At 58.0% G+C, this 22,923-nt stretch carries 12 protein-coding genes; 6 read left to right on the forward strand and 6 right to left on the reverse strand.

Going from position 1 to position 22,923, the window contains the following annotated elements:
• Window positions 1-3: 3 nt before the first annotated feature.
• The 6 genes from FDK21_RS10495 to FDK21_RS10520 form a co-directional block, all read right to left on the reverse strand.
• Window positions 4-762: a WecB/TagA/CpsF family glycosyltransferase gene (locus tag FDK21_RS10495; RefSeq protein ID WP_138148469.1), complete on the reverse strand. Its 759-nt coding sequence runs from the start codon at window positions 760-762 to the stop codon at window positions 4-6.
• Window positions 763-823: 61 nt separating this feature from the next.
• Window positions 824-3,526, reverse strand: coding sequence for a GumC family protein (locus FDK21_RS10500; protein WP_171022029.1), 2,703 nt, complete (start codon window positions 3,524-3,526; stop codon window positions 824-826).
• Between the two features lie 182 nt (window positions 3,527-3,708).
• The gene (locus tag FDK21_RS10505; RefSeq protein WP_138148471.1) at window positions 3,709-5,235 is read right to left on the reverse strand and encodes a hypothetical protein; all 1,527 of its coding nucleotides are present in this window, start codon (window positions 5,233-5,235) and stop codon (window positions 3,709-3,711) included.
• Entirely contained in the window at window positions 5,232-6,374 is a 1,143-nt protein-coding gene (locus FDK21_RS10510) for a glycosyltransferase family 4 protein (protein WP_138148472.1), read from the reverse strand. Before FDK21_RS10510 ends, FDK21_RS10505 begins: the two co-directional genes overlap by 4 nt.
• 66 nt (window positions 6,375-6,440) lie before the next feature.
• Window positions 6,441-7,823 (reverse strand): lipopolysaccharide biosynthesis protein, encoded by a 1,383-nt coding sequence (locus FDK21_RS10515; RefSeq protein WP_138148473.1) that lies wholly within the window; start codon window positions 7,821-7,823, stop codon window positions 6,441-6,443.
• A 220-nt stretch (window positions 7,824-8,043) separates the two neighbouring features.
• Window positions 8,044-8,751 carry an SDR family oxidoreductase gene (locus tag FDK21_RS10520; protein WP_138148474.1) on the reverse strand — a complete coding sequence of 236 codons (708 nt, stop codon included), beginning with the start codon at window positions 8,749-8,751 and terminating at the stop codon, window positions 8,044-8,046.
• A gap of 272 nt (window positions 8,752-9,023) precedes the next feature.
• Here FDK21_RS10520 and ahcY point away from each other — a divergent pair, with 272 nt between their 5' ends.
• The 6 genes from ahcY (at window position 9,024) to addA (ending at window position 22,840) form a co-directional block, all read left to right on the forward strand.
• The gene (gene ahcY, locus FDK21_RS10525) at window positions 9,024-10,421 is read left to right on the forward strand and encodes an adenosylhomocysteinase (RefSeq protein WP_114007682.1); all 1,398 of its coding nucleotides are present in this window, start codon (window positions 9,024-9,026) and stop codon (window positions 10,419-10,421) included.
• Window positions 10,422-10,926: 505 nt separating this feature from the next.
• A complete protein-coding gene (locus tag FDK21_RS10530; RefSeq protein WP_114007683.1) occupies window positions 10,927-13,563 on the forward strand; it encodes a PAS domain-containing sensor histidine kinase in 2,637 nt (878 codons plus the stop codon).
• A gap of 144 nt (window positions 13,564-13,707) precedes the next feature.
• Complete coding sequence (gene tsaE, locus FDK21_RS10535) at window positions 13,708-15,309, forward strand: tRNA (adenosine(37)-N6)-threonylcarbamoyltransferase complex ATPase subunit type 1 TsaE (RefSeq protein ID WP_138148475.1); 1,602 nt, start codon at window positions 13,708-13,710, stop codon at window positions 15,307-15,309.
• A 44-nt stretch (window positions 15,310-15,353) separates the two neighbouring features.
• On the forward strand, window positions 15,354-16,097 hold the full coding sequence (locus FDK21_RS10540; RefSeq protein ID WP_210238741.1) for a nucleotidyltransferase family protein: 744 nt from the start codon (window positions 15,354-15,356) through the stop codon (window positions 16,095-16,097).
• Window positions 16,098-16,131: 34 nt separating this feature from the next.
• Entirely contained in the window at window positions 16,132-19,254 is a 3,123-nt protein-coding gene (gene addB / locus FDK21_RS10545; protein ID WP_138148476.1) for a double-strand break repair protein AddB, read from the forward strand.
• 1 nt (window position 19,255) lies between these two features.
• Window positions 19,256-22,840 (forward strand): double-strand break repair helicase AddA, encoded by a 3,585-nt coding sequence (gene addA / locus FDK21_RS10550; RefSeq protein ID WP_171022030.1) that lies wholly within the window; start codon window positions 19,256-19,258, stop codon window positions 22,838-22,840.
• Window positions 22,841-22,923: the final 83 nt, after the last annotated feature.

The following is a 22,923-nucleotide window of genomic DNA, read 5'->3' on the forward strand; positions in this document are numbered from 1 at the left end:
GCCTCAGTGGGTTTTTGTCAAAAGCAGCCAGACCGCATGGGGATTGGTGGTGACATAGCGCCAGAAAAGCCGTTTGGGTTCCTGTCCGATGCGGTAGACCCATTCGAGTCCCGATTTCTGCATCCATTGCGGCGCGCGTTTATTCTTGCCCGAGAGGAAATTGAACAAACCACCAGAGGTCTTGATGACGCCAACACCGGTAAGGCGAGCCTTGTTGCGGGAGACAAAATCCTGCTCACGCGGCACCCCCATACCAAGCCAAAGGATATCCGGCTGGGCTGCATTGACTGCCTCGATCACCGCATCCTCTTCCTCCGGTTTGACATAGCCGTTGCGGAAGCCTGCAATAATCAGCTTGGGATAGAGCGCCTTCATGTTGGCCACAGCACGTTCGATTTCATCTTGCGAAGCACCGAGGAAATAGAAGCTCACCTGTTCGGCCTCGGCCATACGCGCGGTGTTGTGTACCAGATCGGTGGTTGCAACCCGTTCAGGCAGTTTGGATTTGGCCAGTATTCTGGACGCCCTGACCAAGGGCTCGCCGTCGGCATGGATGATGTCAGCTTGCTCGAACAAAGCCTTTACACCGGGCTCCAGTGCACACATGGAGAGCACCTGACCATTGGCAGAGGTGGAATAGAGGGGAGGCTGGTCCATGCCCCTCGCCGCGACTGCGTGATCAATCATCCGCCTGGCTGCGCCGTCCAGATCCTCGACGGTAATCGGCAGGCCACCAATGATCGGCTTGGAAAGGTCTGTCATGCTTCTTCGAAATCCCCCAAATACTCGATTAGAATGTTCGGGGGATTATAGGCAGGAAAGCTTAATTTTGGGTTTGGTCCATCACCAGCCCGACGGCATTTTCCTCTGCCCAGTCCTGCCATTCGAGCATCTCGTCGGACGGCAAATTCTGCTCGTCGAGCACCAGAACGGCCGCATCGGCCAACTGGATCAGATCTTCAAGCACGGCCGGATGGGCAACCTGATGGGTTTCGAGAATGACAAAGCCATAGCGATCCTTGCACAGGGTCAACAGGCTGGTCAGTTCGCGGGCAAGCTCGTCTTCAAGGCCGTTTTCCATCAGCAAGGCGGAGCCGATCAGGAAGGGTATCTGGTCGAACCCTTCAAATTCCTGCAAGCGGGCAACCCGCTCGGGGGCCGCAACCGTGCTGCCTTTGCGGGGCGGCGGCAGGTCCTTTTCGGCCTGATCCTGCAGCGAAATGACCACCGGATGAAATCCCTCATCAAAGGCGAATTCCCGGAACAGGTCGGAGGTGGCTTCCTGACGGACCCCATCCTGCGCGGCAGCAACCAGCAGGCAAACATGGTCTTCTGCCAATCCAGCGGCCAGAAACTGCTCCAGTTTGTCCTGATGCGTGTTGAGCATGGTATCCAGCACCCGGTCCCGGTTATCCACGTCGTGATACGGCATGGACATCAGAACGGCAGAGGATGTGAGGCGGGTCCGGCGTCGAGACGGGCGCTTTTCCGCACGCGCGGCCTCACGGGTCCTCGTGGCAGCGGCGATCCGTTCTGCACGGGCGGATTGCCGGGATTTTGGCTGGGTCTGCTTCAGGTGAACCACTCGGTCTTCCAGCTCCCCTTCAGCGTCGACAGCGCTGAGATCGCCTTCGTTGGAAGTCAGCTGCGCTTCATCGAGGGAAAGCTCTGCCTCTAAAAGGGATAGATCTTCCTGCAAGGCCGTGTTGTCGTTGTCGTCGGGCTGTTCCGTCACAAGGGTGGACTGAGAATGCGGTTCCTCCGCATCGGTATCCAGATCCACATCCGGGGTCGATACGACATCTTGATCGACGGTGTCCGAGACGGCAACGGTCTCATTTGCCTTGGTGGCATCATCTGCTATCGCCTCGTCCGGATGGGCCTCGTCCGGCTGCGTGTCGGTGTCTGACGGCAGCGAACGCAAATCGCGTGCCGCAACCGCCTCAAGCAGGGCTTCGGGCGGGCAATCCATCACATCCACCCGGCGGGAATCGGACGGTGCCATCAAAGGGGGATCTTGTGGCCGGATTGCCGCATCCGCAGACCTCTGGTGCTGCAGTGATTGTGGCAATGGCAGCATCATTGCCTGCCGCACCATGGCTAGCAACAAACCAAGAAAGGCTCCCAGCACCACAAGAACCGGCAGAACCAGCTTCAGGGATGGCTTGTTGGACTTGATTGGCACAGGCGCAGGCGACACGATGCGGGCTTCGCTGAATTGGAAATTGCTCTGCTCGTCCGTAATCTTGTAACGCTCAAGAAACTGCTCATAGAGATTGCGGTTGGCGGTGGCCTGTCGTTCAAGATTGGCAAGCTCAACGCGGGCCGTGTTTTGCTTGATGGCTCGCTGGCGGGCATCGGCCAACTGGCTCTCAATGGATTGTTTCTTGGCTTTGGCCGTTTGATAGGCCTGATTGGTACGCTGAACAAGGCGGCGACGCTCCTGCGCAACCTGACCGGCAATGATGCGTTGCTGTTCGGCATTGGCAAGCACGCGTGGATGGCGAGAGCCAAGGGTCTGGTTCAATTCCGCGGCCTGACGGCGCAACCGGTCCTGTTCCTGCAACAATTGATCAAGATTGACAAACTGGTTGCTCTGGCCATTGTTGGCACTGGCCGGTTCGCCATTCTTGCTGGCCTGCAAATAGCGGGCACGCGCTTCGGCCAACTCGGTTGAGACGGTTGCCAGTTGCTGGACCAGAGAGGTCAGCTGCTGGTCATCCAGCGTTCCCTGCGCCCCGGCATTGACGATGCCCGAACGGGCCTGAAAGGCGGCGACCGCATCTTCGGACTTCTTCAGATTGGCCTGCAACGCAGTCAATCGCTCCGAAAGCCAGCGAGAGGCATCGGCACTGGTCTCGGCGCGGAAATCCCTCTGATCCCGGACAAAGGCTTCTGCCACGCCATTGGCATATTTGGCTGCATTTTCCTTGTTTTTGGACTTGTAGTAGACCTCGACAATATAAGTAGCGCCCTGCCGATAGGCCGACAGGTTGCTGCGGAACATACCGATCAGTTCGGTCTTGCTGGTCGCCTTGGCAAAGGTGGGATCGGATTTTACATCCAGCTCATCAACCACCTTGCCAAGAAAGCCATCGCTGTTCATCACTTCGACATAACTGGTCAGGGCGGCGGCATCGCCACCGATACCGGAAAGCACCGCTTCGTTGTTGGTGACGCGCGGCTGACGCGGATCCACGAGAATGAGAGCCTTGGTGCCGTAGGTGTTCGGCACCAGCAGATAGATCCCCATTCCCACGATCAGCACAACGAGCGCAACTTTGATGATGCTGCGCAAATTGCCAAGCAGGAATCGGGCAATGGACAAGGGGTGGATCAGTCCGGCCCACGTGTCGCCACCGGCTCCCTCACTGGCTGATGGATAAAGCGGCTCAGCCCGTCGAGGTTGCGGATCGGTGTTGATGGGGGAATGTGCACGCACGCCCTGATCGTTGTTGACTAGCTCTTCCCCGGAAGGTTGCCAGTCCAGATCCTGTTTCCTGGTCTTCTTCTTGCGTCCAAACATTCCACTGATTCCGTTGTCAGAAGGCATGACAAAGGGCGAGCTGACAGCCCACACTTGCGGCTAGTATCACTGGACGATATTGAGGTTTGGTTAACCATAAGTGGAAATGACGAGCCTTTCGCTTCCATCTCTTTTCATTGACAGCGAAGGGCTATGTCTCAAAGGGGTGCCGGGTGCGTGGCTCAGCGCGAGCCTTTCGGGCGATAGATCCTCTCGGCAATCCAGCGCAGCAGGGACCATTTTGGCCGCAAAATCGCACCATCGATCACTTCCAGATTGCCAGCCCGATTGAGCGTGTGAAGTTTGCGCCCCGGCCAGTGGCTGTTTGGTTCGAGCGTCTTGATAACCCGTTGCTCGTAATGCTCCGGCGAAAGGTGTGTCACCTCGACCAGTTTCAGCGCGGCCCCATAGGAGGTCGTGCAATCCTGCACTGGGCGAAGCAGACTTTTGCCACGCACAATCATATTGCCAGCCGGGCGAGCGGTTGCCTTGTCGATCAGCACCGGATTTTGCGCGTGCGGTTGCCATGGTCCGAACAGATCATCAGCATAAAAGAGCGACAGGCAATCGGAATAGCCCCCAGCCCCGTCGCGGGTGACGCAGAAGATCCACCAGCGGCCCTCCCATTGAGCGATGGTCACATCGGCGGCATCAAGTCCGGTCAGAAGCACCTTTTCACGCTGCCAGCCAACAGGAAACGCCTCCGTCCTGTAGAGCGCCACGTCCCCATTGGCCGAGGTTTCCGGGATCATGTAGGTCTGATCCTGATGGCGAATGAGATAGGGGTAGGACAGGTGATAAGGTTCTTCAAGGCAGCATTCGACAGGGCCGGGTTTGCCCGCCTCATCGAAGGTCACGACCGACAGGACCCCTTTCTGGGTGCGCTGATCGAGGTCTTCAAAGAACAGATAATGGCGGCCACCTTCTTCCCAAGGCACCGGGTCGGCATAGAAATGGGTTTCCTTGTCCCGTAGCACCTGCCATGTTTCACCCGCCAAGGACTGACGGCTCCAGACATCCTCGTCCTCGACAAACCGCCAGCCGACCCGCCAGTGGCTGGGGCGAAATAGGCGGTAATAGATCTGTTTGAGCCTGTCCTTGAAACGAGATTTGGCGGTTCGCTTCTTCAGGATCCCGGCATCGGGCAGGCGGGCCAAACGGGAAATGAGCGGCTGAACCCAGCGGTGGTGATGACCAATCCAGGCATCAATAAGCGTGATGACCCGGGCGAAGACCTGATCCATCGAGCCTGTAACCCCAGCGGCCAACTCACCGGAAGGAGCTGCCGTCGCGACGATTTTCCCCGTGCTGGTGCGCAAGGCAATCTGCGGCATACCGGAGGCCATGATCGAGGCGACCAGCGCCTTCTCCCCTGCATGACCATTATATAGCAGCGTGACACTTTCATTGCTGGAAGGAGGACGCCCATCTCCAACCAAATCAATCACCAGATCGAAGGTCTCGTCCGGTTGAGCCCGTTCGTGGAACCGTTCCAGCTCACAGACATCCATCGGCGTCGCACCATGGTGCTGATTTTTGTGATAAGAGCCTTCCTCGGCTTGGAACAGATGTTCGATATGCTCCGGCAGGGGGGACGCATCCGACACGGCAACATGAATGCTGGCGGCGTGATTTTCGGTCAGGCGACGGGCGAGGCTCTCCATCCATTGGCGACAATGGGATGGGTCGATGTAAAGTCCAATTTTCATGCGGCGGCCTCTTCGGCCCGTGTTTGTATTGGCTTGCCCTGATCCATGATGAGCTGATCATAGGCATTGATCATTGCATCAAGGGAGTAGAGTTTCTTCAATTCTCGGGCCGATTCTGCCATTGCGGTGGCACGTCCCTGATTGGAGAGCAGCTCGCGGATCGGCTCGAAAAAGCTGTCCGGCTCATCAGAATTGGCAAAGAGGGCGCAAGGGCCAAGCTCGGTCTGTAGAACTTCGCGCAAAACCGGCAAATCGTTGGCCACGATGGGCAAGCCGGCCTGAGCGGCTTCGACCGCGGCGAGGCCAAAGGTTTCGGCTTCGCTTGGAAAGACAAAGAGATCGAGGGCGGCGAGAAAATCCCCCACCTTGTCCGGTCCCATCTCACCGGTGAAATGCAACCGGTCAGCCACTCCCAACCCTTCGGCGATGGAGCGAAGACGCAACTCATCTGGCCCCTGCCCCCCAAGCGCAAGATGCCAGCATTCATTGTGGGTGAGCGCCCGGATGGCCACATCCAACCTTTTGAGCGGATTGAGACGGGCGACCGAGCCAAGCAGGATCACATCCTGTGGCAGACCAAATTGTTGGCGCGCTGCTGATCGGCCGAGATTGGAGCTTTTGTCGCGGAATCCGTGGGGCACATGAAGCATGCGCTTTTCATACCGGTCCGGATATCCTGCATAATCCCCTGCGGTGTCGGCGGAATTGACGGTGATCACATCATACATGCCAATCCGGCCCCACAGCTTGTCGATGGCGCGGATCTTGTCATTCATCGTCTTGGGTGCAGAGACCTGATTGGCAATCACATGACGCACCCCTGCCAGTCGCGCGGCGGGTGCGCCAAACAGGTTGCCATAATGCTGGAAGGTCAGCACCACATCGGGTTTGATGGCTGCAATCTGCCTGATCAGCCGGAACAGGAATTTGGCAAAAGCCATCGCCGAGCGCGGGCGATCCTCGACACAGAAGACCGTGTTGGGAGGCGCCTCGAAACTTGAGGATTTGCGATAAAAGAAAAGGTGATGGATGTCATAGCCCTTGGGATCAAGCCCCTCGCCCAACAGGCGCGAAATCTCCTGTGCTCCAGCATTCTCGGCCTGGGTCTGAATGAACAGAATCCGCGGTCGCGATGACATGGCTAACTCCCCTTGGTCTTTCTCGTTCGAAAATACACGTTCAAACACATGAAGGCGTGATGTGGGCTATTGATCGGTTTCGGGCTGGACGTCCGGACTTTCATGCAGGAAGCGGAAGATGGACGGGTCCATGCCCGTCTTGCTGCGGCATTGGATATTGAGCCAGATTGCCATGATCACCATCACAGCCGCCGTCACCATGGCAGCCCCCGTGATGCCATAATGCGGGATCACCAGAAAGAAGCCAATCACCCGCAGCACAACCGATAGGGTGACCGTTGTCATATAGGGGCTCTCGTGGCCCGTCAGCATCAGGAAGCTGGGGGATGGACCATTGGCCGCAGTGATTGCCGTGCCGATCGACAGGATCAACAGCACGTGGAAATAGTCCATATAGATGTCGCCAAACAGCAACAGCATGTAATGGCCGAGCAGCAGCACGCAGCCCATGCCGCCCACCACGATGATCAGCGTCATGCCTGCCATCAGATTGAGGCTATGCTTCACGGCTTCGACGTCCCGGGCGAAATAGAGGCTTGGAACGCGGCGGGTGCCGAAGGTGTTGATGCCACTGGCGGCCAGTGCAAAGGCATTAGCCAGACGGGACGCCACAAAATAAGCCCCGGCAAGCATCGGATCGAGCAGCAGGCCGATCAGGAATACTTCCAGATGCTGATTGGAGGCTTCCATGATGGAAGCGAGCCATAGACGCACAGAACGGGGCGTCCATTGGGCGAAATCATATTCGGGCGTCGGGGTGCCGATCTCGGCCCGGACGCGGCGCCAAGAAAGATAGGCCTGCGAGGCAATGACAAGGGTCAACCCCACCGCAAAGACGGCAAGGATCTCGGCCGTGTCGACCATTCGCCCCATAAGCAGACAGACAGCAAGAAAGACAATTGCCAATCCTCGCCATGTCAGCTCATAGTGGGCGTCGCCGAGTTTGATGCCGACCACCACACGGGCCACGTGCGAGCTGAACAGCGACAAGGTGTTGGTGGCCATGAAGGCAATGACGGCCACCACAAGAAACCATTTTTCCAGTCCCGTTCGCTCGGTCCAGCTGTCACTGAATGCAAAGAACAGAAACAGCAAGGCGGAGACAATGATCACCCCGAACACGGAAGAAATCCAGCCATAGCGCAAGGCCCCAAGCGCCAGACCATGCTGGCCGCTGGTGCGATATTCGCTCCAGTTGCGGACGATCTGCAGCTCTTGGCCGGCTGCAGCGACAATCGACAGCATTGAGGCGACAGAGAAAAGGACTGAAAAGTGCCCGAACTCTTCGGCACCGGCCGCGTTGGCTGCCAACGAGAAGAGGCCGAAGGCAATCACTGCACTGACCACCTTCATGGCCAATGTCCCGGCAATGCCCTGGGCAACCTTGTTGCCGATAATCTGTAGAAGACGCGCCCGCAAGGAGAGGGACGCCTGCGCAATATCTGTCATACCTGTTTCCTGCCGAACCAGTCAGTTCCCCCAATGGCGCCTGCCGCATGCCCCCATAGGATCCAGCAGGCGAAAGACCTGAAATCAGAATGCAAGCATGCATGCTGGTGCGGCTCTTCAATAGAAAGACTATAAACAGGCTTATAGAATATTCCGTTACCTGACATGTTTAACTAGGTCTTAATCGCGTTTGGTGTCGGCCACACCTGTCGTCAGCGCTTTACCAGTCGTGGGGGTCCCCGGTCCAATTGAGGAAGGATCCGGTGTCCTCAAGGGTCAGCCGATCGATGACGTCGGCCATCTGGCGGGCACTGTCTTGGGGTGTGATGTCGGCCTCAACGCCGCCCATATCAGTCTGGACCCAACCGGGATGGAACAGGATGCAGGCGATATTCTCAGGCTTCAGGTCCGCCGCCATCAGCTTCATCACCATATTCACCGCTGCCTTTGACGACCGATATGCATAGCGGCCTTTGCTTTGATAACTGAGTGCACCGAGCTGGCTGGAGATGGTGACGATCTTTGCCCCGTCCGTTTCTCGGGCGGCGGTTTTCAGGTTTGGCAGCAGGCTTTGGACCACACGCATCGGCGCCATGCTGTTAACCGCAAAGACGTGCGACCATGCATCATAGTCCATGTCATCGATGGACTGTCGATCACCGCCCATGATGCCCGCATTGTTGATCAACAAATCAACGGCCTGCCCCTCAAGTCTTCCTGCCATGGCATCCAGACTGGCTTGGTCGGTGACATCGGCCTTGTGCAAGGTGACACGGCCAAGATGATTGGTGACCAGTTGGCGCAAATCATCGGCCTTCTCTGGTGCCCGACAGCAGGCATGAATATGCCAGTCGGGGCGATCAAGATAGGCACGGGTCAATTCCAGCCCGATGCCGCGATTGCTGCCGGTGATGATGCAGTGTTTCATAATGCCTTGCCCCTGTGTGATCTGCCAACAAGTGATTTCCCCCTGTTTGAACAGGATCCGGATGTCACAAGCAAGACAGTATTAACTTGCTTTCAGGAATGATTGCAATCCAAGGTAGATCTGACATAAAGAATTGTTTATATCCTTATTGCTTTGTGCAAAGAGCCACGGTATAACAGGGCCAACAAACGGGCTGATCGGTATATCGCGCCCGTTTTCGTGCTTTATGTGACACAAAAGACGGGCCTTGATGCGGGCCCTCAGGCAAAGGAATGAACATGGCTGACTATGTTGTCAAAGACCTGTCCCTGGCGGACTGGGGCCGCAAGGAAATCGCAATCGCCGAGACCGAAATGCCGGGCTTGATGCAGACCCGTGCGGAATATGGTCCAACCCAACCGCTGAAAGGCGCCAAAATCACCGGCTCGCTGCATATGACGATCCAGACCGCTGTGCTGATCGAAACCCTGCAGGCACTGGGCGCTGAAGTCCGTTGGGCGACCTGCAACATCTTCTCCACCCAGGACCATGCCGCTGCGGCCATCGCCGCCACCGGCACCCCGGTCTTTGCCGTCAAGGGCGAAACACTGGTAGAATACTGGGATTATGTTGACCGCATTTTCGATTGGGGCAACGGCGAAGGCCCGAACCTGATCCTCGATGATGGCGGCGATGCGACCATGTATGTGTTGCTCGGTGCCAAAGTCGATGCAGGCGAAGAGATCATTCCAAATCCGGAAAATGAAGAAGAGCATGTGGTCAAGGCCCAGATCCTGAAGCGCGCCAAGGCGACACCGGGCTGGTTCACCAAAATCCGTGATGGCATTCTGGGCGTTTCCGAGGAAACCACAACAGGTGTGCACCGTCTCTATCATCTGGCGAAAGCCGGTGATCTGCCGTTCCCTGCAATCAACGTCAACGACTCTGTCACCAAGTCGAAATTTGACAATCTCTATGGCTGCCGTGAGTCCCTTGTCGATGGCATCAAGCGTGCAACCGACGTGATGATTTCCGGTAAAGTTGCCGTGGTTGCCGGATTTGGCGATGTGGGCAAAGGCTCGGCTGAATCCCTGCGCTCTCAGGGTGCCCGCGTGATTGTCACCGAGATCGATCCGATCTGCGCATTGCAGGCCTCCATGCAGGGCTATGAAGTCACCACCATGGAAGATGCCGTGCCACAGGGAGACATTTTCGTCACCACCACCGGCAACAAGGACGTCATCACCATCGAGCATATGCGTGGCATGAAAGATCGCGCCATCGTTTGCAACATTGGCCACTTTGACAGCGAGATCCAGATCGGTGCCCTGAAAAACCTGACCTGGCACAATGTCAAGCCGCAGGTTGATGAAGTCGAATTCCCCGATGGCAAGCGCATCATCGTTCTGGCCGAAGGTCGCCTCGTCAACCTTGGCTGCGCCACCGGTCACCCATCCTTCGTGATGTCAGCATCCTTCACCAACCAGACACTGGCCCAGATCGAGCTGTTCACCAATCATGGCGGCTATGGCAAGGATGTTTATGTCCTGCCCAAAGCGCTGGATGAGAAGGTTGCGATGCTGCATCTGGAAAAACTCGGCGTCAAATTGACTCAGCTGAGCAAGGACCAGGCAGACTATATCGGCGTGCCTGTGGAAGGACCGTTCAAGCCAGAGCATTACCGCTATTAACAGAATAATTAACCAAATGTTAAGGAATGGCAGAAATCCAATAGGTTCGACTGCCTGAACCTTTCATCTGTAATGAATGCGCCCTTTTCGTCAGTGAATAGGGCGCATTTTTTTTACTCAAATGCATTGCGGACTCTTCTGCCAGAGTCCACGAAGCGGTAATGTAAAGTGATTCGATTGGAACCGGTGGAGGCCCCGGCTCCGGTCACCAAGATGCGTATTCAAGCTGTAACATTTGCGTGTGCCCGAGGCAGTCTTCATGAATCAATCGATTCAGGGATCGTGGGTGGATTCGGTCAACGTCATGTGGATTGACCAGATTTTCCACACGCAAAAGTCATGTTGCAAACAGCGCAAACGAGATAATGAACCGGCTTCGTCCGGTTCTGATCACCTGCTGAGATGGGGGCATCGATACAGGGGATCAAAGAGAGGAAGAAGATCACTCCGCACCGCCCAGAGCGCTGGAGGGTGGATCTGATCAAGCGGCGAAAGGGCGAGCAAGATGCCGATCAACGGCCTGTTCGGAAACAAGAGCAACAATAGACGTCTCAATTCTTCTATCACCTCCTCCAACCGGACGAAGGGGTCTCGCACCTCCATACGCATCGGATTGCTGGGACTGATTGGCATCACCTTCACCAGTCTCATGGTGCAGGCGCAGGAAGGGATGACAAATCAGACCGTAACGACACCGTTGTCGCCAGAGGCGTCCGGTTTGTCGCTTGAGAGCGGTGCGGCGCTGATTGCGCCCTTGACCGGAATGGTCACAACAGCGGAATTGCTGGTGCTTGTCCTGCTCACGGCCAGTCTGTTGTTTGCTATCGGAGCGGGCGCAGCCTTCATCGGCGAACGGCGCCGCAATCGTGCCAATCTGCGCTCCGCCCATGAAGCCATCACCACAATCCAGTCCCGACTTGATCAATCCGAAAGCCTGCTCAATGCCCTCGACCAGCTGATGATCATCTGGAATGGCGCCCAGCGCGATCCGGATTTTCGCGGCAATCTGGGCAACAATGCCCATTTGTTTCCGCAAGGCACGTCGATCCTTGCCTTCGGTAACTGGTTGCATGTGGAATGCGCGCAGGAAGTCGAGCTCGCCATCGAACAATTGCGCAGCACCGGACAGCGCTTTTTGCGCACCGTGGAAACCCTTGACAATGCGCTGGTCGAAATCAGCGGACGAACGTCCGGTGCACGAGCCATTGTCCAGTTGCGCATGCTTGATGGTGCGGAATATGACCGCGCCCGTCTCGATCACGAGGCCGCCCGTCAGGCCAGTGAACTGTCCCGCCTGAAGCATCTGCTTGATGCAGTACCAATGCCGATCTGGTCGCGCGATGAAGACGGTCATCTAAGCTGGATGAACAATGCCTATCTGTCGGCGGTCGAAGCGGACAGTCTCGATCATGCCCTGCGCAATCAAACGGAGTTGCTCGATCACCGCGGTCGGGATGCCGTTCAGCAGGCCCATGGCGACGGCTCCAGTCTTGATTCCATCACCCACCGCCTGCCGGTGATCGTTGCTGGCAAACGGCAGATTTTCGAGGTGCTCGACATCACTGCCCATATGGGCACCGTGGGCATCGCCATTGATGTTTCCGAAATCGAGGCAAAGGAAAAGGCACTTGAGCGCACCCAGGCCTTCCACACCTCAACAATGGATCAGCTGACCACTCCGGTGGCAATTTTCGACTCCAATCAGAATTTGCACTATTACAATGCCGCCTACAGCCAGCAGTTCAAGCTGGATCCGGTCTTTCTTGATGGCCATCCAAGCGAAAGCGCTGTTCTGGACCGAATGCGGGCCAATCGCAGCCTGCCCGAGCAAGCCGACTTCCACGGCTGGAAACTCGATTTCCTTTCCGCCTATCGCAATGTAGACCCGAGCGAGCATTGGTGGCACCTGCCCGACGGCCAGTCTCTGCGCGTGGTGGCGACCCCCAATCCGGATGGGGGCGTGACCTATCTGTTCGACAATGTCACCGAACAGTTGGAACTGGAAAAGCGCTACAATTCCCTCATTCGCATTCAGCAGGAAACCCTTGATCATCTCAATGATGGCGTGGTGGTGTTTGGCTCGGGCGGACGCCTCAGGGTCTCGAACCCTGCCTTTTCCAAGGTTTGGAATTTCCCCACGGATCGTCTGGAAGAATCGCCACACATCGCTGCCGTGCTTGAATGGTGTCGCCGCAAATGCAACGATGAAGTCGCCTGGAATGAATTGAAGCGCAGCATTGTCGGTCTGGAAGACAAACGCATGAGCGTGCAGGGCCAGCTGGAATGCAATGACGGCACCTTCCTTGACTATGCGTCGATCCCGCTGCCTGATGGTGCAACCATGGTGACCTTTGTCGATGTGACAGACAGCGTCACCGCCGAGCGCAACCTGCAGGAACGCAACGAAGCGCTGTTGGCCGCCGATCAGCTCAAGAACACCTTCGTCCAGCATGTCTCCTACGAGCTGCGCTCGCCGCTCAACAGCATCAGCGGTTTTACCGAGCTGCTGCAAGGCGAGGCCTTTGGAACGCTCAACGAAAAGCAGCGCGAATATGTCGATCATATCATGACCTCGAGTTCGTCGCTGCGTGCCATCGTCAATGACATTCTCGATCTGGCGACCATCGATGCGGGCATCATGCAGCTCGAGCTGGAACAGATCGACCCGGTGGAATCCATCCGCGCCGCCGCCGAAGGCCTGCAAGACCGCCTTGCCGATAAAGAAATCCACCTCGATATATCGGTCGCCGAGAATATGGGCCAGTTTGTCGGTGACGAAAAACGCGTGCGGCAAGTGCTTTTCAACCTCATATCCAACGCCATTGCCTTCTCTGAGGATCATGGCGAAATCTCGGTCCATGCGGACCGGCTGAGTGATGCCATCACCTTTGCCATTCAGGATCATGGCTGTGGCATCCCTGAGGATTATAAAGAGACGATCTTTGATCGCTTCGAAAGCCGCAACACGGCGGGGAACCGACGCGGGGTCGGGTTGGGATTGTCGATCGTCAAGAGCTTTGTCGAATTGCACGGCGGCAGCATCCAGATTGACAGCAGCGAGGGAGGTGGGACAATTGTCACCTGCAGCTTTCCCATTGATCCTCATTTAGCCCGCGCCGGAGAAAGTGCGGCTGCGGAATAAACTCGACAGACGCCCTCGCAATGGGATAAGACGGAGCCCGCATTTTTCTTTCGGGTTCCGGTCACTGACAGGCATCCTGCCATCCCCTCAAAGATCAGGCCGAAAGCCGTGCAAAATTCCGGTTGATAGCCCAGCAGGTTGCCAATGTCAGACCCAACATGTCCCTCTTCCGAACGCAATGAAACCGTCTGGTCCTTTTGCTTTGCATCACTGGATGAAGCGGCATCCGTCGCTCTGGCCGCCGATCTGGCGGGCGTGATCGGGACCGGGGATTGTCTGGCACTGGACGGTTCCGTTGGCCTTGGCAAGAGCACCTTTGCCCGCGCCTTGCTGCGTGGCCGGGCGGAGGATCCCGCACTCGAAGTGCCGAGCCCGACCTTCACGCTCGTTCAAACTTACGACATGCCGAGCGATCAAGAGGATCAGGAAAGCCTGGAGATCAGCCATTTCGATCTCTATCGGATCGGCGACTTCGATGAGCTTTATGAAATCGGCCTTGAGGAAAGCTGGCAGCAGGGAGTGGCCCTGATCGAATGGCCAGACCGGGCCGAAGAACTGCTACCTGAGGACGCCCTGTGGCTGCAATTTGAACCCGGAGCGGATGACGATCACCGCAAGCTCACCCTGTCAGGGACAGGGGCGTGGGGCAACAGGCTGCAACGGCTCTGCCTCAAGCGCGCCTTGCTGATTGCATCGGGTTGGGGCGGCGGGATGATCACCCCGATCAAGGGCGATCTGTCGCCGCGCAGCTATGGCCGCGTTTCGCTGAGTGATCAGGCATCGCAAGACAGCTTTGAGGTGGATAATGCGGGCGCGCAAAAACACGCCATCCTGATGGATATGCCAGCCCGGGACCCCGGTCCCATTCTTGCCGACGGCCGGGTCTATGATCTGGTGGCCCATCGGGTGACTGCGTTGGCTCCGATGGTCAGCATTGCCGAAGGGCTTGCCGACCTTGGCCTGCGGGTGCCTCAGATTTATGGGGTCGATCAGACCCATGGCCTGATGCTGTGGGAGGATTTTGGCGGCGTCACCTTGGCCGAAGGGCCGGAGGAACCGATCGCCGAGCGCTATATTGCCACCGCCCAACAACTGGCCATGCTGCATCGCCAGCCATGCCCGAAACGGTTCGAGGGCACGGGTGGGACGCATCTGCTGTCGCCCTATGATCACGCGGCTTTTCTGGTCGAGCTGGACGTGTTTCTCGATCATTATTGGCCCCATGTCAAAGGCAGGGCCTGTCCCCAAGAGGAACGGGCACGCTTTACAGCCCTTTGGGCGCCTCTATTGAATCGGCTGCAAGAGGCCGAGCAGGTGCTTGTTCTGAGGGATGTGCAGGATCCCAACTGCTTTTGGCTGGGAGATGCGCCAGATGGTCAGCCCGTCGGCTTCATCGATTTTCAGGACTGCCTGATTGGACCGGTGGCCTATGATCTGGCGGCCCTTGCAACCGACGCCCGGGTCACCATATCCGATAGACTGGAAGAGGATATCCTGTCGGCCTATCATTCGGCACGCGATATCACCGGGGAAAGTCGGGAAGACTTCGCTGTCCTCTATTGCCTTTGCGTTGCCCAGCGCACTATGAAAAATCTCGGTGCTTTCGCACGCGCTGCCGATCAATGGAACCGGCCTTCCTATCTGGCCCATATTCCTCGATCTCTGAATTATCTTGGCAAGGCATTGGCCCACCCGCTGCTTTCGGACCTGAAAGACTGGTATGACAGCCATCAGCTTGACGGCTGACCCAGCCGACACTCAAACAAACCAAAGACAGACGGAACTCTGCAATGACGACATTTTCGCGGCCCACAACTGGCATGATCCTCGCAGCAGGCCTTGGCAAGCGCATGCGCCCTTTGACAGCGATCACGCCCAAACCCCTGATCCCGGTGGGCGGGCATGCGATGATTGATCGAGCGCTGGATGCGCTCATTGATGCAGGCGGCAAGCGGGCGGTGATCAATGTGCATTATCTCGCTGATCTTGTGGAGGTGCATGTGCGTCACCGCAAAGACATTGACATCAAGATTTCCGACGAACGGGAAGAATTGCTGGAAACCGGCGGAGGCATCACCAAGGCACTGCCGTTGCTGGGTGATGATCCATTCTATTTGCTCAATTCAGACAGTTTCTGGATGGAGGGGTCGATCCCCAACCTCGATTTGCTGGCCCAGCATTGGCTGTCAGATGATATGGATGGTCTGCTTTTGCTGTCCCCTACGGTGGATGCGGTTGGCTATCATGGCCGAGGGGATTTTCAGATGGATCCGTTTGGCCGTCTGCGCCGCCGCAAGCCGCATGAAGTCTCACCTTATATCTATGCGGGAGCTGGCATCTTGCATCCACGGCTGTTCGAGGGCTCCGTTGCAACCCCCCACTCTCTCAACGTACAGTTTGACAAGGCAATCGAATCGGGGCGACTGTTTGGCCTGATCATGGATGGCCAATGGCTGCATGTGGGCACACCCCACGCCATTCCATTGGCCGAACGTGCCATTGCCCATAGCGCAACACGGGGACTGAATACCTGAGGCGCGCCTCCCAGACCAATTGTCAGGACCCAAAATGGACGCCGCGCCCTCGATATTTTCCATCTCGCCCACCAGCCCCTTTCTGGCGACCCTGATTGATGCCTTGATCGAGGGGCGATTGCTGCCGCATTTTCGGGCCGACAATCCGGCTGATCTGGGACGCGCCATTGTCTATGTGCCGACCCAACGTACGGCGGATGCGCTCAAAGAAGCGTTTCTGCCGCACCTTCAAAGCCGTGGCTGGCAAAGCGTCATCTTGCCCAGAATCCATGTCATCGGCGACATGGATGAGGATCTGATGCCGTTCAAGGTGGCGGCTGGCGGCGATGATGGCTTTTGGCAATTGCCAACCGCGATGGACAGTCTGCAACGGCGGCTTTCCATGACATCGCTCGTCCATCGCTGGGCGCAGAATTATGCCCGTGAAGCCCTGTCCCTCTCGGCCAGCGAGACGCTGCATGTGTCCAACACACCCTCGGATGCAGCTTATCTGGCAATTGATCTGCTGGCCTTGATTGATGCGGTCCATCGCGAGCGCTCCGACTGGGCCTTGCTGGAAGGGTTGGTGCCCGAGGACTACAGCGCCTTTTGGCAGATCAGTCTCAAATTTCTTGAAACCGCCACCAGCCTCTGGCCGGATTATCTCAAAGCTTTGGGGCTGGTTGATCCGGTCGAGCGGCGCAACGCTGTCCTCAAAGCCGAGATCGAAGCCATCAAGGCCCATGACGGGCCGGTGATTGCCGCTGGCTCCACCGGCTCGATTCCCGCGACCGCCGATCTGTTGCAGGCGGTGGCCCATCACGCCCAAGGGGCCCTGATCTTGCCGGGGCTTGATTGCCATCTTGACGAAGAAAGCTGGCAGGCCATCGGCGCTTTGCATCCGGCGATTGGTCAGGCGGCTGGGGTGGCAGGTCATCCGCAGTTTAACCTCAAGCAACTGCTCGACCAGATCGGCGCGAAACGCACGGACGTGGTCGATCTCTCTAGCCTTTCCCAGACGCAAAGCGACCGGATCCTATTGGTCAGCGAAGCCTTGCGGCCAGCGGAAACCACAGACAAATGGGGCGAGAGCCTTGGCCGCCTCAGCGATGCAATGCGTCAGGAAGCGCTCTCTGGTGTGGCCTTGTCTGAGGCGGAAAATGAACAGGAAGAGGCCCGCATTGCGGCGCTGGCCTTGCGGGAAGTGTTGGAGCGGCCTGACGCGCGGGCGGCTTTGGTGACCCCGGACCGGGCTTTGGCGCGGCGGGTGCTGCTGGAGCTGAAACGCTGGAATATCGACGTCGAGGATACCGCCGGGATGCCACTGGCGGAGACGCCGCCTGCTTTGTTGCTGCGCTTGATGGTGGAATGTGTCATTGATCGTTTTGACCCGGTGCGGCTGTTGGCTTTGCTCAAGCATCCGCTGACCAGCTTTGGCCTGCCGCGCAGTGAGGTGCGCCGGGCGGCCCGCTTCCTTGAATTGCAGGTGTTGCGCGGGCCACGTCTTGGGGCGGGCATTGAGCCGATCCGGCAGGAATTGCAGCGCAAGCGTGAGGAAGCTGAAAAGCGCCATGAAAGCGGTGATTTCAAGACCGAAATCTGGGATCTCTGTGCGGGTCTGATCGATCAACTCGAAGCCTCACTCACGCCCTTGTTGGCACTGACGGAGCAAAAAGACAGCGCCCATTTTGCCCAATGGATGGCAGCGGTGATTGCGTCGCTCGAAAAGGTGGCAGCAGATCAAGAAGGCACCCCGGATCGGCTTTATGATGAAGCGGCGGGACGGGCTTTGCTCAACTTCTTTGACCGGGCGGGCCAATGGAATGAGGGTGCTTTGGCGCTCGATGGCCGCGATGTGCCACCCTTCCTTGTGGCGCTGATGTCGGGCGAGACGGTGCTTTCGCACGGCGAAGGCGACCCGCGGCTGCAATTGCTCGGCACGCTGGAAGCCCGCCTGCTCGATGTCGACCGGGTGGTGATTGGCGGGCTGAATGAAGGCTCGTGGCCGGGGGAAACCAAGAGTGATGCCTGGCTGTCGCGCCCGATGCGAGCGGGCATGATGCTGGAGCCGCCGGAGCGCCGGATTGGTCTGGCCGCTCACGACTTTGCCCAAGCGATGGGCCGGGCCGAAGTGGTGCTGATCCGGTCGCTTAAAACAGGCGGCCAGCCGACGGTGCCCAGCCGCTGGCTGCAACGACTGGAAGCGGTTTCTGGCCCTCTGGCGCGGGCCGCGATGCGTGAGCGCGGGGCTTGCTATGGACGCTGGGCCAAGGCGCTTGATGCCCCGCAGCGGGCTGTCACTTTGGCGCGCCCGGAGCCAAAGCCGCCGCTTGAGGCGCGACCACGCCATTTGTCGGTCACGGAAATCGAGACTTGGGTGCGCGATCCTTATGCGCTTTATGCCAAGCATGTGCTGGGCTTGCGGCCTTTGGATGACATTGGCACCGCGCCGGGCGGGGCAGAAAAAGGCTCGATCATTCACGATATTCTGGGGGACTTCACCCAGAGCTGGACCGGCCCTTATGATGAAAGCGCCGTTGAAAAACTGCTGGAACTGGGGCGCGAGGCTTTCCAGCGGCTGGAGCATTTCCCCGAATTGCTGGCCTTCTGGTGGCCGCGTTTCGAGCGGATTACCCGCTGGTTTGTGCTGGAGTGGGAACAGCCACGCGCTCACGAGATTGCCGGACGCTATGCGGAGATTTCCGGCGCCATCACCCTGCCTGTGCGCGGTGGCGACTTCCATTTGCGCGGCCGGGCCGACCGGCTGGATATCAGCCTTGATGACCGGCTGCATGTGATTGATTTTAAAACCGGCACGCCGCCAAACGCCAAGCAGGTTTTGCCCGGCTTTGCGCCGCAATTGGCGCTGGAAGGCTATATGGCCAAGCTTGGCGGCTTTAGCGACATTCCGCACGGCATCGAGATGGCCGATATGGCCTGGATCCGCCTGTCAGGCGGGCGCAAACCAGGCGAAGTCAAAAGCGGGGTCGAGAAGGATTATGCAGCGGAAGATGTGGTTGAGCTGATCGGAAAACGCCTGCTGGCGCTGATCACCGCCTATGACGACGTGGCCAAGGGTTATCCATCGCGGGCGCGTCCGATGTTTGAGCGGTTCGAAAGCCCCTATGACCATTTGGCGCGGGTCAAGGAATGGTCTTTGCATGGGGAGGAGAGCTGAGATGGCCTTTCAAATTCCAGCCGATACGCTGCTGGCGCAAGCCAATGCCTCCCACCCGGATTATTCCGCATGGGTGAGCGCCAATGCGGGCTCGGGCAAGACCTTTGTTTTGGCCCGCCGCGTGATCCGCCTGTTGCTCAATGGCACCGAACCCTCGCGCATTCTCTGCCTGACTTTCACCAAGGCGGCGGCGGCGGAAATGTCGAACCGGGTCTTTGCCGAATTGTCCGGTTGGACCGAATTGCCCGATGAGGCTTTGCGGGAAAAACTCACTGAGATTGAAGGCAAAGCCCCAACGGACGCCATGCTGCAACTGGCGCGCCGCCTGTTTGCACGGGCGCTGGAAACGCCGGGCGGGCTGAAAATCCAGACGATCCATGCCTTTGCCGAGCGGTTGCTGCATCAATTTCCGCTGGAAGCCAATGTGCCTGCGCATTTTGAAATTCTCGATGACCAATTGGCCATCGAGCTGATGCAGAACGCCCTTGGCCATGTGATGCGCTCGGCGCGGCTGGGTCATCGCCCTGACTGGCAAGAGGCGCTCAATCTGCTGATTGATCATATGGGGGATGGCGACATCCAGACCGCTTTGGCCGATCTGGTGCGAAGGCGCGATGGCTTCGGCCGCTTCCTTGAAATGAGCGAAGGCACAAAAGCCGCCGATGGGGAAACCGGGCTGGAGGCGGCATTGGCTGCGCTCGCCCATGGGCTGGATCTCAGTCCCTCTGACAGCCTTGCAGACCTGACCGCCAGCATTCCATTCGGCCCCGGCTTTGATCGCGATGCGATTGCCGCGCTCGCCCCTTTGTTTGAGACCGGCGGCAAGCGCGACAAGGATCAGGCGGCCTTGATGCGGGCTTTGCTGGCAGCCGACAATATGGCCGAGCAAGTCAGCCTGTGGCAGCAGATTTTCCGCAAGAAGGACGGCGCGGCCAAGGCCGACAGCACCTTTGCGTCGAAAAAAATGCGCGAGGCGGAGCCGTCCCTTTCGGGCCGCACCGACCGCGAGCAGGCGCGCCTTGATGCCTTGGCGGACAAACGCAATGCCCTTGTGACCCTTGAGGTCAGCCGGGCGCTCTTCACACTGGCGGACGGCGTGATTGGCCATTATGAACGGGCCAAGGCGGCACGTGGGTTGATGGATTTTGACGATCTGATCCTGAAGGCCGCAGATCTGCTGCGCCCGGTCAATGCGGCGGCTTGGGTGCATTACAAACTCGATCAGGGGATTGATCATATTCTGGTCGATGAGGCGCAGGATACCAACCCGCATCAATGGGCGATCATCCGCCAGCTTGGGGAAGAATTTTTCTCTGGCGACGGTGGCCGGGTTGAAAATCGAACGATTTTTGCGGTTGGCGACGAGAAACAATCAATCTATTCTTTCCAAGGGGCAGAGCCCAAATGGTTCGCCGACATGCGCCGCTTCTTCAAACAGCGCGCCAACGAAGCGAAAAAGCCGTTTCATGACATCAAGTTGCGGCTGTCCTTCCGCTCGACGCCGCATGTGCTGCGCTCGGTGGATTCGGTCTTCTCGATTGAGAGCACCTATGATGCCCTGTCGTCCGACAAGGAAGCCACGGTGCATGAACCGATCCGTCAACGCGACCCCGGACTGGTGGAAATCTGGCCGCTTTATGAGCCGGTTGAGCAAGAGATTGATGAGGATTGGGCCAAGCCGCTCGATGCGCAGGGGGATCTCAGCCCGCCGGTCCAATTGGCCCGAACCATTGCCCGCACCGTGCGCCACTGGATTGAAACGGGCGAGCGGCTGGAAGGCAGCGGACGCGCCATCACGGCTGGCGACATTCTGGTTTTGGTGCGCAAACGCGGGGCCTTCGTCACGGCGGTCAATCGGGCGCTGAAGGAAGAAGGCCTGCCGGTGGCAGGCGCCGACCGGTTGGCGCTGCTTGATCATATCGCTGTGATGGATTTGCTATCCCTGGGGGATGTGATGCTGTTGCCAGAGGATGATCTGTCGCTCGCCGCTGTGCTAAAAAGCCCGCTGTTCGGCCTGTCGGAGGAGCGGCTGTTTGACCTTGCCCATCAATCGGGTGGACGCCGCCGCAGCCTGTGGGACAGCCTGAAGAGCCGGGCCGAAAGCGGCGCACCGGCAGACGCCGACTTTGCCACTATTTTCGCGCAATTGTTCCGCTGGCAGAGCCAGATTGACTTCCAGCCGCCCTTTGACTTTTTAGCCCAAGTGCTGGGGCCGGATGGCAAACGGCAAGCCTTTGTTGAACGGTTGGGACCAGAAGCCGATGAAGTGATCGACGAATTGCTGTCACGGGCGCTCGATTTTGAAAAGACCCAGACGCCGAACCTGCAGGCCTTTCTTGCTGCGATGCGACAGGGTGGCGCGGAAATTAAGCGCGATATGGGCGCCGCTGATGACCAGATCCGTGTCATGACGGTGCATGGCTCGAAGGGTCTGGAAGCGCCGATTGTCTTTCTGGTCGATGGCACCGGACAGCCAGCCAATGCACGCCACCATCCGCACTTGGTGACGCTGACCCATGACGATCCTGATCCTCTGTCCGACCATCCCGACCTGATGGTCTGGAAAGCGCCGACCGCCAACCAGCCGACCCCGGTGAAGCAGAGCCTGAGCAAGCTTGACCGGGAAGCGGAAGAGGAATATTTGCGCTTGCTTTATGTGGGCATGACTCGGGCCGAAGACCGGCTCTATCTCTGCGGCTATCGCGGCAAACGAGAGGCTTCGGAAAATTGCTGGTATGAGGTGGCGCGTCGGTCCTTGTCGGACAAATTGCTTGAGGTGGCCCATCCGCTGAGCGGCGATGTGGTTCATCGCTGGCAATTGGAGGGAAGCTTTGTTGCCAAGGATGGCAAACAAGAGGGGCAAAAAAACGCTGATATCCCGCACGCTCCCTTGCCGCACTGGCTTAGGCAATCGGCAAGCCCTGCCCCTACGGCTCAGTCGATGCTGCAGCCTTCGCGTGCTGCGGATATGCAAGAGGCCGAGCACAGCCCTGTGCCAACCCTTGGTTCTGATTTGGCCGGGACGCGGACACCACAGATCCACGATTGGGAACCACGGCGGCGCGGGTCGCTGATGCATGCTCTGTTTGAGCATCTACCACAGGTGAAGCAAGCGGATCGGTCTGCGGCAGCGGATGCCTATCTCGCACGGATGGCAAGCGACATGCCTGCCCCCGCCCGCAAAGCCCTGCTCGAGGAAGTCGAACGCCTGCTCGATCACCCGGACTACGCGGCTCTGTTCGGCAAGGATAGTCTGGCAGAAATTTCCATTTCCGGTCAGGTGGTGATCGAGGGAGAAATACGGTCGGTTTCCGGCCAGATCGATCGGCTGCTGGTGGAAGAGGATCAGGTGACTTTGGTCGATTACAAGACGAATCGTCTCGTTCCGACCGACCCGCGCGACATCCCCTTTGCCTATCAGGTGCAGCTGGCGCTTTATGGTCATTTGCTGGCACCGCTCTATCCCGGCAAGGCAATCACATGTAAACTGTTGTGGACGGCCTCCCCCGCCATGATGGCGCTTTCGGCGGATCAGCGGCATTCAGCATTGCGTGAGATCGGCGTTGATCTTGCTATTGGTTCTTGACGCGCGCTGGGGGAATACCTACCTTCAAGGCAACAGACCAATATTCACTTATCAATGAATATTGATGAATAACCAGCCCTGAC

It is taken from the genome of Cohaesibacter sp. CAU 1516, assembly GCF_005771485.1.
Classification (GTDB): Bacteria; Pseudomonadota; Alphaproteobacteria; order Rhizobiales; family Cohaesibacteraceae; genus Cohaesibacter; species Cohaesibacter intestini.